The sequence below is a fragment of the Alterluteimonas muca genome (assembly GCF_021191595.1).
In the GTDB taxonomy this organism is placed as follows: Bacteria; Pseudomonadota; Gammaproteobacteria; order Xanthomonadales; family Xanthomonadaceae; genus Luteimonas; species Luteimonas muca.
Genome location: NZ_JAIWPS010000001.1, coordinates 87337 through 101138, shown reverse-complemented (window position 1 = coordinate 101138; position 13802 = coordinate 87337). Strand labels below are relative to the sequence as shown.

At 71.6% G+C, this 13802-nt stretch carries 15 protein-coding genes; 4 read left to right on the top strand and 11 right to left on the bottom strand.

Annotated features, from left to right (window positions below; all coding sequences use genetic code 11):
- Positions 1-33: 33 nt before the first annotated feature.
- Positions 34-1644, bottom strand: coding sequence for a malate synthase A (aceB, locus tag LDO11_RS00485; RefSeq protein ID WP_232139766.1), 1611 nt, complete (start codon positions 1642-1644; stop codon positions 34-36).
- A 95-nt stretch (positions 1645-1739) separates the two neighbouring features.
- On the opposite strand from aceB, the gene LDO11_RS00480 reads away from it, so the two are divergent.
- Positions 1740-2720, top strand: coding sequence for a LysR family transcriptional regulator (locus LDO11_RS00480; RefSeq protein WP_232139765.1), 981 nt, complete (start codon positions 1740-1742; stop codon positions 2718-2720).
- A 3-nt stretch (positions 2721-2723) separates the two neighbouring features.
- Here the strand turns inward: LDO11_RS00480 and LDO11_RS00475 are convergent, their stop codons facing one another.
- The 3 genes from LDO11_RS00475 to arfB form a co-directional block, all read right to left on the bottom strand.
- Entirely contained in the window at positions 2724-3515 is a 792-nt protein-coding gene (locus LDO11_RS00475) for a hypothetical protein (protein WP_232139764.1), read from the bottom strand.
- A gap of 197 nt (positions 3516-3712) precedes the next feature.
- Positions 3713-4330 (bottom strand): lysophospholipid acyltransferase family protein, encoded by a 618-nt coding sequence (locus tag LDO11_RS00470; protein WP_232139763.1) that lies wholly within the window; start codon positions 4328-4330, stop codon positions 3713-3715.
- A gap of 1 nt (position 4331) precedes the next feature.
- Positions 4332-4745, bottom strand: a complete 414-nt coding sequence (arfB, locus tag LDO11_RS00465; protein ID WP_232139762.1) for an alternative ribosome rescue aminoacyl-tRNA hydrolase ArfB — start codon at positions 4743-4745, stop codon at positions 4332-4334.
- Positions 4746-4960: 215 nt separating this feature from the next.
- Here arfB and LDO11_RS00460 point away from each other — a divergent pair, with 215 nt between their 5' ends.
- A complete protein-coding gene (locus LDO11_RS00460) occupies positions 4961-5620 on the top strand; it encodes a YitT family protein (protein WP_232140303.1) in 660 nt (219 codons plus the stop codon).
- A gap of 66 nt (positions 5621-5686) precedes the next feature.
- On the top strand, positions 5687-6181 hold the full coding sequence (locus LDO11_RS00455; protein ID WP_232139761.1) for a DUF2059 domain-containing protein: 495 nt from the start codon (positions 5687-5689) through the stop codon (positions 6179-6181).
- Positions 6182-6357: 176 nt separating this feature from the next.
- Here the strand turns inward: LDO11_RS00455 and LDO11_RS00450 are convergent, their stop codons facing one another.
- The 7 genes from LDO11_RS00450 to LDO11_RS00420 all read right to left on the bottom strand — a co-directional run bounded on the left by LDO11_RS00450 (position 6358) and on the right by LDO11_RS00420 (position 13153).
- A complete protein-coding gene (locus LDO11_RS00450; RefSeq protein WP_232139760.1) occupies positions 6358-7086 on the bottom strand; it encodes a pseudouridine synthase in 729 nt (242 codons plus the stop codon).
- A 264-nt stretch (positions 7087-7350) separates the two neighbouring features.
- Entirely contained in the window at positions 7351-9030 is a 1680-nt protein-coding gene (ubiB, locus tag LDO11_RS00445) for a ubiquinone biosynthesis regulatory protein kinase UbiB (RefSeq protein WP_232139759.1), read from the bottom strand.
- Positions 9027-9701 (bottom strand): ubiquinone biosynthesis accessory factor UbiJ, encoded by a 675-nt coding sequence (locus tag LDO11_RS00440; RefSeq protein WP_232139758.1) that lies wholly within the window; start codon positions 9699-9701, stop codon positions 9027-9029. The genes ubiB and LDO11_RS00440 overlap by 4 nt, the downstream gene beginning before the upstream one ends.
- A gap of 132 nt (positions 9702-9833) precedes the next feature.
- A complete protein-coding gene (locus LDO11_RS00435; RefSeq protein ID WP_100323834.1) occupies positions 9834-9992 on the bottom strand; it encodes a DUF1328 domain-containing protein in 159 nt (52 codons plus the stop codon).
- A gap of 79 nt (positions 9993-10071) precedes the next feature.
- Positions 10072-11064, bottom strand: coding sequence for a 2-alkyl-3-oxoalkanoate reductase (gene oleD, locus LDO11_RS00430; protein WP_232139757.1), 993 nt, complete (start codon positions 11062-11064; stop codon positions 10072-10074).
- Positions 11061-12758 (bottom strand): olefin beta-lactone synthetase, encoded by a 1698-nt coding sequence (oleC, locus tag LDO11_RS00425; RefSeq protein WP_232139756.1) that lies wholly within the window; start codon positions 12756-12758, stop codon positions 11061-11063. The genes oleD and oleC overlap by 4 nt, the downstream gene beginning before the upstream one ends.
- The gene (locus tag LDO11_RS00420; protein WP_232139755.1) at positions 12755-13153 is read right to left on the bottom strand and encodes a methyl-accepting chemotaxis protein; all 399 of its coding nucleotides are present in this window, start codon (positions 13151-13153) and stop codon (positions 12755-12757) included. The genes oleC and LDO11_RS00420 overlap by 4 nt, the downstream gene beginning before the upstream one ends.
- 54 nt (positions 13154-13207) lie before the next feature.
- Between LDO11_RS00420 and LDO11_RS00415 the strand changes: the two genes are divergently transcribed.
- Positions 13208-13636: a YkgJ family cysteine cluster protein gene (locus LDO11_RS00415; RefSeq protein ID WP_232139754.1), complete on the top strand. Its 429-nt coding sequence runs from the start codon at positions 13208-13210 to the stop codon at positions 13634-13636.
- Positions 13637-13802 lie beyond the last annotated feature (166 nt).

Genomic DNA, 13802 nt, shown 5'->3' with positions numbered 1-13802 from the left:
AATGCTCCAGTCCTGGAAGGGTAAAAGCCGCGATCAGTCGTCCAGCCGCTCGTAGGCCGGCAGGGTCAGGAAGTCGACGAGGGTCTCGGCGCGGGTCAGGCGTTCCAGCAGGCCGAGCGCCTCGGGCACGCGATCCAGCCCCGGCACGCGCTCGCGCTGCAGGCGCGACGGCAGGTTGAGCAGGACGGCGTCGAACAGCACGAAGTCGATCGGCGTGCCGTCGTCCAGGCACAGCGGGTCGCTGCCGGGGTCATCGGCGTAGTGCAGCCACTGCCACAGCTGGGCACGCGCGATCTCCGCGGTCGCGGCGTCCTCCATCATTCCGTGGATCGGCACGCAGCCGTTGCCCGACAGCCACGCCGCGAGGTAGCGCACGCACACCTCGGCGTTGTCCTCGAAGCCCTTGCGGGTGATCGAGCCGAGCGGCGGCGCGATCAGCTCGTCGCGGCCAACCAGCACGTCCTCGCGGGCGAAATGGTGCTGGTGCGGTGTCGGCATGCGTTCGTCGAAGATCCCGCGCGCCAGTGCGATCAGCCCGGGATGCGCGACCCAGGTGCCGTCGTGTCCCGCGGTGACCTCGCGCAGCTTGTCGGCACGCACGCGCGCCATCGCCGTCTCGTTGGCCTCCACGTCGTTGGCGATCGGTATCTGCGCGGCCATGCCGCCCATCGCGTGGGCGCCGCGGCGGTGGCAGGTCTGGATCAGCAGCTCCGAATACGCCTTCAGGAACGGCTGCTCCATCGTGACCTGCGCGCGTTCCGGCAGCACCCGGTCGCGGTGGCGACGGAAGGTCTTGATGTACGAAAAGATGTAGTCCCAGCGGCCGCAGTTGAGGCCGGCCGCCCGGCCACGCAGCGCGTGCAGGATCTCGTCCATCTCGAACACCGCCGGCAGCGTCTCGATCAGCACGGTCACGCGGATCTGCCCGGCCGCCAACCCCAGCGCCTGTTCCAGGTGCGCCAGCACGTCCTCCCACAGCTGCGCCTCCTCCATCGACTGGAGCTTGGGCAGGTAGAGGTACGGGCCGCGGTCGCGCGCGGCCAGCGACGCGGCGTTGTGGATCACGAACACCGCGGCATCGAACAGCGCCGCGGACAGGCGCTCGCCATCGATACGCACATGCTTTTCGTCGAGATGCCAGCCGCGCGGGCGCACGATCAGCACCGCCTGCTCTTCGGGCGTGACCAGCGCGTAGTGGCGGCCCTCGGGGCTGGTGAATTCGAGGGTGCCGGCCACCGCCTCGCGCAGCGCGCGCTGGCCGGTCACCAGGCTGGCCCACGCCGCTGCGGTCGAGTCCTCGAAGTCGGCCATGTAGCAGTTGGCGCCGGAATTGAGCGCATTGATGACCATCTTCGGGTCGACCGGCCCGGTGATCTCGACCCGGCGGTTCTCGAGCGCCGGCGGCAGCGGCGCCACCCGCCAGGCGGACTCGCGGATCGCGCGGGTATCGGCGCGGAAATCCGGCAGCGCGCCGGCATCGAAACGCGCCTGCCGTGCGGCGCGCGCGGCCAGCAGGGCCTGCCGCCGGGGTTCGAAGCGGCGATGCAGGTCGGCCAGCAGCGCGCGGACGCCGGGTGGCAGCAGGTCGTCGGCGTCGGCCGGATATTCGACGCACGCAGCGACGGGCTTGAGGACGGCGGACATACGAAGCTCCTTGCATGGGGTCGAGCCCCACCATCCTTTCGCGTACTGTATTTGGCAAAGCAGTTTTATCAATTGCTTGCATAAGGCGAACTCATATGCCGCCAAAATCCGCCAATCCATCGCGATCCGGCGCGGTATTCGCCTACAAGGGCGACCGCCTGAAGCCGTTGCGGGCGTTCTGCCAGGTCGCCCGGCTCGGTTCGGTGTCGCGTGCAGCCGAGGCACTGTTCCTGAGCCAGCCCGCGGTGACCCTGCAACTGCAGGCGCTCGAGCGCGACCTCGGCGTCCGCCTGCTCGAGCGCAGCGGCCGGCGGCTGGTGCCGACCCGCGAAGGCGAGGCGCTGTACGAGCTGGCGCGCCCGCTGGTGGAGCAGTTCGACGGGCTGACCACGGCCTTCAGGGACCAGCTGCGCGGCATGGACGCCGGCGAACTGCAGATCGCCGCCGGCACCGCGACCATCCTCCACCTGCTGCCGCCGATCATCGCCGCCTACCGGATGGCGCAGCCGGAGGTGCGCCTGCACCTGCACAACGTGACCGGCGAAGGCGGCCTCGACCTGCTGCGCCGCGACGCGGTCGATCTTGCGGTGGGTTCGATGCTCGACGTGCCCGGCGATCTGGACTACGCGCCGGTCTACCGCTTCGACCCGATGCTGATCACCCCGCACGGCCACCCGCTCGCGGAAAAGGCCGAGCTGGCGCTGGAGGATCTCTCGCCCTATGGCCTGATCCTGCCGCCACGCCGGCTCACCACCTACCGCCTGGTCGACATGGTGTTCCACCAGCACCGGGTGCCGTACACGGTGGCGATGGAGGTCGGCGGCTGGGAGGTGATCAAGCGCTACGTGGCGATGGGCCTGGGCATCAGCATCGTCACCGCGATGTGCCTGGACGGCGCCGACCTCGCGCACCTGACCGCGCGCCCGCTGGCGCGCTGGTTCCCGCGCCGCAGCTACGGGGTGGTGATGCGCAAGGGAAAGCGCCCGTCGCCGCAGGCGCGCGCCTTCATCGAGCTGATCAAGCCGGACCTGTTCGACGCCCATGGCGCCAGGCGCGGCGCGCACTCCGACCGCTGAGGGTCAGTGCCGGCGAAGGAGCTCCGCGTCGCAGGCCGTCGGGTCGATATCGCCAATGCCGCCATTGCGGGGATCCGCCCGTGGCACCACGCCCGCGAGCACTGGCAGGGCTTCCGGGGCTGGCACCGGCTTGTCGAGCGGCAGCTGCCCGGCCGCTTCCTCGAGTCCCGCATCCAGGCGTTCGCGCAGTGCATGGCCGGGCGGGAGCGCGACGACGGCCGGATGCGCGCGTGCCGCCTGCAACCACGCCAGTGCGCGCGCGGGATCGGGCCGCAGCACCTGGGCAAGGAACGGGCGCCAGGACGGGTCGTCTCGGGTCCCGAGATAAGCCAGCCCGAGGGCGATGGCGAGGTCCAGATCGCCCGCGCGCGCGGCCCGGGTGGCAACCGACTCGGCTTCGCGCCGGTAGATATCGAGCTGTGGCGCAACCTCCACCACGTCGCGCCAGCGGAACGCGTTGCCGACCGCGTAGTGGCGCATTGCCGCGGGATGGCCGGCCAACGCCGCCTGCCGCCAGTAGTGCACGCGCTCGGCGGGGTCCAGCGGGTCGACCCCGCCGCACCGCGCCTCGGTCGCGGCGAGATTCGCCTCCGCCGCTGCCTGCTGTCCGCGGACGCGCTCGCGGGTGCCGGCATCGACCGGCATTTTCGCGACGTGGGCCAACACACGCTGGGCACTGCGCTCCGCCTCGCGCGCCGCGAGCCAGGCGCCATCGCAGTACATCGCTTCCGCGGCGAGCCTGCAGGCGGCGCGGGCATCACCGCGGTCGGCCCGCGCCCGCAGGTCGGCCGCCACCAGTCGCAGTGGCTGCCCCGGCGGGGGCAACGGCGCCCACGGCGCCGGCACCTGCCCGACGGCGGCGCCGCCTGCCGCGGCAGACGGGGTCCCGGCAACCGGCGCGGGGCCTGCCTCCTCACGGGACAGCCACAGCCAGACGCCCGCCGCACCCAGCAACAGCGCCAGGCTACCTGCCAGGGCGGCGCGTGCAGGCTTCAGATCGTCCCCCGGTTCTTGCCGATCCAGGGGCGGTACCACTCGCGCAGTTCGGCCATGTCGGTGGCGAGGTCGGCGCCCGGGTGGAACAGGGGGCCGAAGCCGACCACCCGGTCCGGGTAGTGCAGGTACATCCGCAGGATCGGCACGTTGGCGGACTTGGCGATCTTCCAGAAGCCGGGCTTCCAGCGCTCCACGCGCTTGCGGGTGCCTTCCGGGGCCAGGCCATACCAGAGCTGTTCGCGGGTACGCAGCAGCTGCGCGGCCTGCAGCACGACGCCACTGGCCGCGGAGCGGTCGACCGGGATCACCCCGAGCCGGCGCAGCAACCAGCCCAGTCCGGGCATCCGGAACAGCGAATCCTTGCCCAGCACGCGGATGTCCAGGCCCAGCGCGACCTTGGCGCTGAACGCCCACAACCCGTCCCAGTTGGAGGAATGCGGCGCGCCGATCAGCACCAGCCGCGGCACGTCCGGCAGCTCGCCGACCACCCGCCAGCCGCCGATACGCAGGATGGTCCGCGCCAGCCAGCGGGTGAAACGGTTGGGCTTCACGCGCGGCACGTTGGGTGGAACCGGGATCAGGAGGTCGTCCTGGCGTTCGCGGGTCGGGTCCAACTCAATCGCTCCAGTCAGGGCGGCCACGGCCGCGCTTGATGTCACTGCGTGCGCGCTTGCCATCAAGGCGGCGCTTCTTGGAGGCCCGGGTAGGCCGGGTGGCGATGCGCGGGGCATCCACATGCAGGCCGGCATCGATGAACGCCTGCAGCCGCACGCGGGCGTCCTCGCGATTGCGCTCCTGGGTGCGGAAGCGCTGCGCGCTGATCACCAGTACGCCGTCGGCGGTGACGCGGCGGTCGCGTCGCGCCAGCAGCCGGGTGCGCAGCGCGTCGTCGAGCGTGGGCGAGCCGGCGATGTCGAAGCGCAGCTCGACCGCGGTGGAGACCTTGTTGACGTTCTGGCCGCCGGGGCCGCTGGCCCGCACGAAGCGCTCCACGATCTCGTCCTCCGGGACCTCGTAGCGCGCGCTCACGCCCGATCGCCCGCGACGGGGCACGCGCGCGCGTGCCGGGCGGGGGCCGGAAGGCTGCTGGAGACACGCGGGGGCGATGAACGAGGCACTGCGGGCGGGATTGTCGCGGCAGTGCGTGGCTGCGATCATGCTGCGCCGCAGCAAAGCACCCCATGGACACCGCCGTGCCCGCGCCACCAGACCCCGCCCCGCAGGCCCATGCGGACGCCGGCACCATGCCGGTCACCTCCGGCCCGTTGACCCCACCGCCCGATTCCGCCGGAACGCCGGCCGCGGCCGCCGCGGCGCGCCACACCGTTGCCGAAGACGTACAGGGGTTGCTGCTGGCGACGCTGACCGCCTCGCTCGGCCTCGGGGTCTTCGCCGAAGGTGGGCTGGTGATCGGTGGCATGGCCGGCGTTGCGCTGATGCTGCACCACGCGTTGGGCTGGGCGTTCGGCCTGACCTTCGTGCTGGTGAACCTGCCGTTCTACTGGCTGGCGGCGCGGCGGATGGGTTGGGAGTTCACCATCAGGACCTTCTGCGCGGTCGCCGCGGTGGGCTGGGTGGCCGATGCGTTGCCGCGCTGGGTATCGGCGGCGGAGCTGTCGCCGCTGTACGCCGCGATCGTCGGTGGGGCACTCACCGGCCTGGGCATCCTGTTCTTCATCCGCCACCGCGCGAGCCTCGGCGGCGTGGGCATCCTCGCGGTGTACCTGCAGCGCAGCCGCGGCTGGAGCGCCGGCCGCATCCAGATGGCCTTCGACGCGGCGCTGATGACGCTGGCGCTGCTGCTGTTCGAGCCGGGGCTGGTGCTGTATTCCGCGATCGGGGCCACGGTGCTGAGCCTGGTGATCATGTTCAACCACCGTCCCGGGCGCTACATGGGCGTCTGATCCGCGGTTTGACGCCTGCGGACGCGTCGCGGACCATCCGCGCTCCCTTGATGACCAGGATGTCCGATGCGCCAGCACCTGCAGACCCTTGCCCTCGTGGCGGCCCTCGCCTTCGCCCCCGCCGCGTTCGCCGCGCCACCGACCGCCGCGCAGGCGGACCGCCTGCTGGAGGTGATGCGTGCACGCGAGACCGTCGATGCGATCCTGCCGCAGGTGCAGATGTCGCAGCAGCAGATGGTCGCGCAGCTCACCGCCGGGCAGGAACTCGACGCCGCCGGACGCGCGCAGCTCGAACAGCTGATGCAACGCAACCAGGCGCGCATGGTGGAGGCACTGGCCTGGGAGAAGCTGGAACCGGTGTACCGCGACATCTACCTCGCCACGTTCACCAGCGAGGACATGGACGCGATGATCGGCTTCTATTCCAGTGACGCCGGGCAGAAGCTGCTCGACCGCATGCCGCAGCTCATGCAGAACACCATGGCCGCGGTGCAGCAGATGGTGATCCCGATGCTGCAGGACATGGAGCAGGACATCCGCGCGATCGCCGCAGGCGAATAGGCGCAGGACCGGCCGGCGGTGCAACGCGTCGGCGGCTCGCCGACGCGGCATCCCGGCCCCCATGGCGCCCTCGCCGCAATTGCCCCGGCGAGGGCCGTTCGCCCCGACAGGGCGTTGCCGCATCCGCGGATGCCCGACGTACGGATCGCCGCTTCCGGGATGCGCCCGGTCCAGGCTCAGGGCGACGGCGTGGCAGGCGGCCGTTCCGCCGGCGCGGGTTCGAACAGCGCCAGCGCGCGGGTGAACTCGCCCGAGGGTTCGCACTCCACCCGCAGCGCGCGGCCATCGCCCGGATGCCGGAACGACAGCGCCGAGGCGTGCAGCAGCATGCGGTGGATGCCGAGCATGCGGAAATTGCGGTTGTGGCGGCCGTCGCCGTGGCTGGTATCACCGATCAGGTGGTGCGAAAGGTGCTTGAGGTGCCGGCGGATCTGCCGGAAGCGGCCGGTCAACGGGCGCGCGCGCAGCAGCGCATAGCGGGCGCTGTCGAACTGCCCGGTGGGCATCGGCAGCTCGACGGTGGCGAGCCGTTCGAACGAGGTGGTCGCCGGTTTCTTCAACGGCTTGCCGGGGCCGCCGTCGAGCGGGTGGTCGACCGTGAACTCCACCTCCGCCGGCCAGCCGCGGCACACCGCGAGGTATTCCTTGTCGACCGTGCGCGACATCAGCTGCTCGCCGAGCATGCCGGCCACCTCGCGGTCGAACGCGACCAGCACGCAGCCGCTGGTGGCACGGTCGAGGCGGTGGGCGAGGTAGACCGGGCGGTCGAACTGCGCGCGCAGGCGATCGACCAGGAACTCCGGCTCGCCGCGGGCAAGCCTGCTGTCGTGCATGGCAAGTCCCGCCGGCTTGTCGACCACGGCGAGCAGGTCGTCCGCGTGGAGGACGGGGATGGAATCCGTCATGCGGACGCGGACATGGGGCGGCGCACCGGCGTCCGGGCGTGGCGGGGAGCACCCTCATCCGGCGCTTCGCGCCACCTGGATTCGCGCCATCCATGGCGCTCACCCTCCGGGCGGCGTTCGCCGTCCAGATCGGCAATCCTGCCGATCTGTCTCGCGCAGACGAGAGAAGGGTGCATGCAAACGCCCATGCGCCCTGGGCTCGGGGGAGAGAGATCCATATGTGCGCTCATGCGTCCGCGCGGGCGGGAGCCTGGTCGTACGCGCTCAACGCCCACGCCGCGGCCAGGCGGCAAGCAATGCCCACAGCCCGCCCAGGCCGGCCGCCCAGGCGGCGAGCGGGATGCCGGCAAGCGACGCGCCGCCGGCTTCCAGCGCATACAGCACCGACGCCGCGATCAGCAGGCCGACGCCGACGATCGCGCCGACCACGCGCCGCTGCAGCCCGTGCACGCTGTCATTGAGCGCGGCGAGGTCGGACGAGCGCATGCGCAGTTCGTGGCGGCCCTCGACCTGCTGGCGCAGCCAGGCGTGCACCAGCACCGGCATGTCGGGCGCATGGGTCACCAGTTCCGGCAACCGGCGGCGGAACTCGCGCGCCAGCCGGCGCGGGCTGTAGCGCTCGCGCAGGATGCGCTCGAGCACCGGCCGCGCCTCGGCCCAGATGTCGATCTTCGGATCCAGCAGCCGGCCCAGGCCCTCGATCGACAGCAGGGTCTTCTGCAGCAGGATCAGCTGCGGCTGCAGGGTCAGCTGGAAGCGCTGCGCGGTGCGGAACAGCTTGCCCAGCACCTCGGCCAGCGAGATCTCCGACAGCGGCCGGGTGAAGTACGGCTCGCACACCCCGCGCACCGCGGCTTCAAGCTCGTCCAGCCGCAGGTGCGGCGGCATCCAGCCGGCCTCCAGGTGCAGTTCGGCGATGCGGCGGTAATCACGGTTGAAGATCGCCATGAAGTTCTCGGCGAGGTAGTACTGGTCCTCGCGCGAGAGCTGGCCGACGATGCCGAAATCCAGCGCGATGAAGCGTGGATCGCGCGCGCGCGCCGGATCCGGATCGACCCAGATGTTGCCGGCGTGCGCATCGGCGTGGAAGAAGTTGTCGCGGAACACCTGTTCGTAGAACACGCGCACGCCCCTGGCGGCGAGCGCGCGACGGTCGATGCCGGCGGCATCCAGCGCGGCGATGTCATCGCTCGGAATGCCATGCACGCGTTCGAGCGTGAGCACGCGTTCGGCCGTGTGCGACCACACCACCTCGGGCACGTACAGCGCATCCGAGCCCAGCCAGTTGCGCCGCAACACCGAGGCATTGGCGCCTTCGCGCTGCAGGTCAAGTTCGGCGGCCAGCGTGCTTTCGATCTCGGCCACCACCTCGCGCGGGCGCAGCCTGTCGGCGCGCGGATGGGTGCGTTCGACCAGCGCGGCGATGCGGCGCAACAGCGCGATGTCGGCGGCGATCCGCGTTTCCACGCCGGGCCGCAACACCTTGACCACCACCTCGCGCCCGGGTGCACCGCCCACGCCATGCAGGGTGGCGGCATGCACCTGGGCGATCGAGGCCGAGGCCAGCGGCACCGTGTCGAAGCGCGCGAATGCCACGTCGATCGGCTGGCCGAGCGCGGCTTCCACCAGTGCCTGCGCCTGGGCGCCGTCGAACGGCGCGACGCTGTCCTGCAGCAGCGCCAGTTCCGCGGCGATCGCCGGCGGGATCAGGTCGCGGCGGGTGGAGAGGATCTGTCCGAACTTGACGAAGATCGGCCCGAGTTCGTCGAGCGCCAGGCGCAGCCGCACGCCGGGTGGCATCGCCGCCACTTCGGGCGATGCACGCGGCACGAACGGCCGCATCAGCCGCAGCCAGCGCTCCGCGGCGGTGTCGGCCAGCAGGTCGTCGAGGCGGTAGCGGATGAGGACGCGGCCGATGCGCAGGGCACGCCGGGTCGCACTCATCGGCCAGCCCCGGGCATGGTGATGCCCCGTTCGGACGCGAGCGTGCGCAGGCGCCGCACCCGTGCATCGACGCGCTCGACGCCGTCGCGCAGCGCATCGACATCGTCGAGGAAGGCCTCGAGCTCGTTGCGGCCGACCAGGTCGCGCGATTCCTCGGTCAGGAACTCGGCGGTGGTGCCGGCCAGGTTGCGCCCGGCGATATCGGCACGCCGCAACGCAGCGGCCAACAGGTCCGCGATCTGCACGCCGGCGACCTCGCCGAACACGCGCACGAACGGCGCCTGCCAGTCGGGATCGAAGCCGCGTGCAAGCTGCTGCAGCTGCCGTGCGAGATCGGCATCGCCTTCGATACGCACGCGCCCGGTGCCCGACGCGCCGGAGCGCTGCAGCAGCGGCAGCTGCGCAAGCAGGCCGGCGAGCGTGCCGCGCACGGAGAGGTCCGCGTCGGCGTCCGCATCGACCGCGCCGACCCGCAGGCGGTCACCGTCGACATCCAGCCGCAGCGCAAGCTCCGGGGCGGCCAGCCGCACCACCACGTGGCGCCCGTCGAGGCGGCGTACCGCGTCGCGGGTGTCGGGATCGAGCGCAAGCAGCTGGTTGAGCGCCAGTTCGAGCGCACGGCCGGCAAGCGGCTTCCAGGCGAGGACACGGGGGAACGGGGATGCGGCCATGGCGGCATTGTAGCGGCGCGCCGGTCGCCGCCATGTGCCGGCGCATTGGGTCGCGATGCCGCCCGTATCTGCCGCCCACAACGACGAAGCCCGCCTTGCGGCGGGCTTCGTGCAATCGCGATCTGCAGCGCGTTACACCCTGCGGCCGCGGATCATCGAGATCACGGCGAGCACCAGGAACACCACGAACAGGATCCAGGCGATGTTGCTCGCGGCCCCGGCAATACCGCTGAAGCCCAGCACGGCGGCGATGATGGCGATGACGAAGAAGATGACGGCATAGCTGAGCATCGGGGGTCTCCCTTGTGTGCCGGAAGTGGCGTGGCCCTCATCGTGGCCAGCCCCCAGTCATCATCGGGTGATGGGTGTATCAGCGCTGCCAGCTCGCCTTCAGCCGGATGAAACCCTCGTGAACCGACACCCGCGGCACGTAGCCGAAATCGCGCGTGGCCGGGGCCATGTCGTACCAGTGGGTGGTCGCCAGCTGCTCGGCAAGAAAGCGCGTCATCGGCGGTTCGTCGTTGCGGCGCAGCAGCGGCCACAGCGCCTCGCAGGCGGCACCGGCGGCATAGGCGACGCGGAACGGGATGGTCTTCTCCACCCGCGGCGCTCCGGCGGCTTCGAGCAGCGCATTGACGATGTCGCGCACCGCCATCGGCTCGCCATTGCTGATGAAGTAGGCGCGCCCGGCGCAGGCGGCACCCGGCTCGAGATGCGCGAAGGCATCCAGGTGCGCCTGCGCGGCGTTGTCGATAAACGTGGTGTCGATGCGGTTCATGCCATCGCCGACGAAGCGCAGCCGCCCGGCATGCGCGCGCTCCACCAGCCGCGGCAGCAGCTGGTTGTCGCCCGGGCCCCAGATCAGCCGCGGGCGCAGCGCGATGGTGGCAAGCGTCGCATCGTTGGCCGCCAGCACCTCCTCCTCGGCGATGCGCTTGGTGGCCGCGTACGGTGCCTTCAGGTCCTCGCCATAGGGCACGGTGTCGGCGGTGCCGCCCTCGACCGGATGCGTGGCGCGATGGGTGACGCTGGGCGTGGAGGTGTAGACGAGCCGCGCGATGCCATGCGCGCGGCAGGCATCGAGCACGTTGCGGGTGCCGACCACGTTGGCCTGGTAGTAGCTGTCATGGCTGCCCCAGGCGCCGGCTTTCGCGGCGTTGTGGAACACGGCATCGGCACCGGCGAACGCATCGCGCACCGCCGCCGCATCGGCGAGGTCGCCGCGCCGCTGCTCCACGCCGATCGCATCCAGCGCCGGGTAATGGCCGCGATTGAAGCTCGCCACCGCATGTCCCTGCGCCACCAGCCCGCGGCACAGCGCCTGGCCGAGGAAGCCACCGCCGCCGGTCACCACCACCTTCATCGTTGTGCTCCCGCACGCCGCTCGATCCGCTGCGTCGCCCAGCGGCCGAGTTTCTCGCGGCCGATCTTGGCGTTGTGGCGGATGTCGACCGGAAACCCGGGGTGGAACAGGAACAGTGCGATCGCCTGCGTATGCGCATGGCGCTGGCCGATCGCACGCAGTTCGGCGGCGATGCGGTTGCGCGCCGCGGCATCGGCGCTGCCGCGCAGCTCCACGCACACGACCGGCAACTGCACCCCGGCGTCGCCGACGCCGACCAGCGCGGAGCGCGCCACCTCCGCATGGGTGTTGAACACCGGCTCGACCTGCTCGGTGTACAGCGGCCCCGCGGTCGTTTCCACCCGGTGCGACTTGCGGCCGCAGAACCACAGCCGACCCTCGTCGTCGAACCAGCCGAGGTCGCCCATGCGATGGACGATGCGGGTGCTGCCGTCGGCCACGGTTTCGGCGATCTTCGCCAGCCGGGTCTGCGCGTCGCGGTTGAAGTAGCTGTCGGTCACGGTGGGCCCGGCGGCGGTGATCTCGCCGACCTCGCCGGCCGGCAGTTCCTCGGCCTGCGACCAGTCCGCGATCGCGTCGTCGCGGATGCGGATGATGCGGATCTCGTTGGGCGCCACCGCGCGGCCGACGCAGGTGCCGGCGCCGGCCTCGGTGCGCGCACGCAGCGCGATCAGCTCGCGGCCCTCGATCACCGCCACCGGCAGGCATTCGGTGGCGCCGTACGGAGTCCAGAAGTTGGCATCGTCGGGCAAGAGCTCGCGCATGCGCGCGACCACGTCGCCCGGCACCGGCGCCCCGGCCGAGGTCACCCGGCGGAGCGTCGGCAGCGGGCGGCCATGTTCGGCCAGCACCCGCATCAGCGCCGGCGAGCCGAACAGCTGGTCGACGCCGAAGCGCTCGATCGCGCGGTGCAGCTTCAGCGGGTCCGCGGATGCCGGCCGCGTGGGATCCATGTCGGGGATGATCGAGGTCAGCCCCAGCGCCGGATCGAACAGCGCGAACGGCGGGAAGGTCGGCAGGTCGACGCCGCCGGGTTCGATGCCGAAGGCATCGCGCAGCATCCGCGCCTGGGCGACGAAATGGCGGTGGCGATAGACCACGCCCTTGGGTACGCCGGTGGAGCCGCTGGTGAACAGGATCGCGGCGATGTCGTCGGGATCGGTGGCCGCCAGCTGCGGCCCGGCACCGGCGCCGGCGCGCTCGACTTCGGCAAGCGTGGCATCGGCGAACAGCCGCCGCGTGCCGGTGGTGATGCGCACCCGCGCCGAACGCGCCCAGCCCAGCACCACCCGCGCGATGTGCGCCAGCGGAATGCCGACGAAGGCCTCCGGCTGCGCCTCGTCCAGGCACTGCTTCAACGCGCGCCTGTCGATGCCGGGATCGACCAGCACCGGCACCGCGCCGGCCTTGAACAACGCGAACATCAGCAGGAAGAACTCCGGCGTCGGCCGCACCATCACCACGGTGCGGGTGCCGCGCACGATGCCGTGGCTGGCCAGCCCCGCGGCGATGGCGTCGCTGCGCGCATCGAGCTCGCGGTAGGTCAGCTGCACGCCGTAACCGCCATCGCGGCCGGGGCAGTGCATGGCGACGCGCTCGGCGGAGGCGGCGGCCAATTCCGGCAGCACCGCGGCGATGTTGCAGGCGCCCGCGGCCGGCACGGCGGCGCGCGGGAAATCGGGTTCTACGCTCATGCGGGCAAGGATACAGGCGCCCGCCACCCGCCCCGGCGTGCATCGGGCGCCGCCCGCGGGGTCACCGGCTCCGCGCACGGGGCGGACATGGCGGGTGGGTCGCCGACGTCACCGGTGAGATCGGCGACCTGATCCATGACGTCGTCGACCCCATGCATCACGTCCACGACCTCACGCGTCATATCGCGGACCTCATCGTTGACGTGCGCGACCTCATCGTTGACGTGCGCGACCTCATCGTTGACGTGCGCGACCTCATCGTTGACGTGCGCGACCTCATCGTTGATATCGCCGACCTCATCGATGAGGTCCGCGATATGAACGATGACGTCAATGACGTCACGCGTGACGTCATTGACCCGATCGTTGGAACAACCGCCGGTGATTGCCGGCACCGCGGTGGCGGCGGAGAATCGCGCGCCCGCCCCCCTCCTTTCGCGGCCGCACGCATGACCCATCCGTGCCTGAGTTGCGGCGCCTGCTGCGCCACCTTCCGCGTCGCGTTCCACTGGTCGGAAGCCGACCCCGCGCTGGGCGGCGCGGTGCCGGCCGCGCTCACCGAACCGCTGGACCCGCACCGGCTGGTGATGCGCGGCACCCGTTCGCTGCCGTCGCGCTGCACCGCGCTGGATGCCGAGATCGGGGTGCGCGCCGGCTGCGCGATCTATCCGTCGCGGCCGTCGGTGTGCCGCGAGGTGGAGGCGGCCTGGGAACACGGCCGGCCGAGCCCGCAGTGCGACCGCGCCCGCACCGCCCACGGCCTGGCGCCGCTGCAGCCGGGCGACTGGGCCTGGCGCGAGGCCGCCAACGAGGGCTGGCCGGACGACGGCGACCACGACCGCGACCCGCCCACCCCGGCACCGCCGCTGGCGGCGTGAGGTCGCGCCGGGCAGGCATTGCCCGTCGCGCGGCCGGTACCTGCTTCGTTCCGGGTCGCGTTGCCCGTGTTGCGCGGGCCTCGCCGACGATGGGGCTTCGTTCGCGGTCGCGCTGCCCGTCGCGCGCACCGGTAGTTGCCTCCGTTCCGGGGCGCGCAGCCCGTCG

Excerpts from the sequence above, each read along its gene's own strand:
- LDO11_RS00480 (WP_232139765.1), top strand. The coding sequence starts at position 1,740 with ATGCCGCCAAAATCCGCCAATCCATCGCGATCCGGCGCGGTATTCGCC.
- oleD (WP_232139757.1), bottom strand. The coding sequence starts at position 11,064 with ATGAAGGTGGTGGTGACCGGCGGCGGTGGCTTCCTCGGCCAGGCGCTG.
- LDO11_RS00460 (WP_232140303.1), top strand. The coding sequence starts at position 4,961 with ATGCCGGTCACCTCCGGCCCGTTGACCCCACCGCCCGATTCCGCCGGA.
- LDO11_RS00435 (WP_100323834.1), bottom strand. The coding sequence starts at position 9,992 with ATGCTCAGCTATGCCGTCATCTTCTTCGTCATCGCCATCATCGCCGCC.
- oleC (WP_232139756.1), bottom strand. The coding sequence starts at position 12,758 with ATGAGCGTAGAACCCGATTTCCCGCGCGCCGCCGTGCCGGCCGCGGGC.
- LDO11_RS00450 (WP_232139760.1), bottom strand. The coding sequence starts at position 7,086 with ATGACGGATTCCATCCCCGTCCTCCACGCGGACGACCTGCTCGCCGTG.
- LDO11_RS00415 (WP_232139754.1), top strand. The coding sequence starts at position 13,208 with ATGACCCATCCGTGCCTGAGTTGCGGCGCCTGCTGCGCCACCTTCCGC.
- LDO11_RS00455 (WP_232139761.1), top strand. The coding sequence starts at position 5,687 with ATGCGCCAGCACCTGCAGACCCTTGCCCTCGTGGCGGCCCTCGCCTTC.
- LDO11_RS00440 (WP_232139758.1), bottom strand. The coding sequence starts at position 9,701 with ATGGCCGCATCCCCGTTCCCCCGTGTCCTCGCCTGGAAGCCGCTTGCC.
- ubiB (WP_232139759.1), bottom strand. The coding sequence starts at position 9,030 with ATGAGTGCGACCCGGCGTGCCCTGCGCATCGGCCGCGTCCTCATCCGC.
- aceB (WP_232139766.1), bottom strand. The coding sequence starts at position 1,644 with ATGTCCGCCGTCCTCAAGCCCGTCGCTGCGTGCGTCGAATATCCGGCC.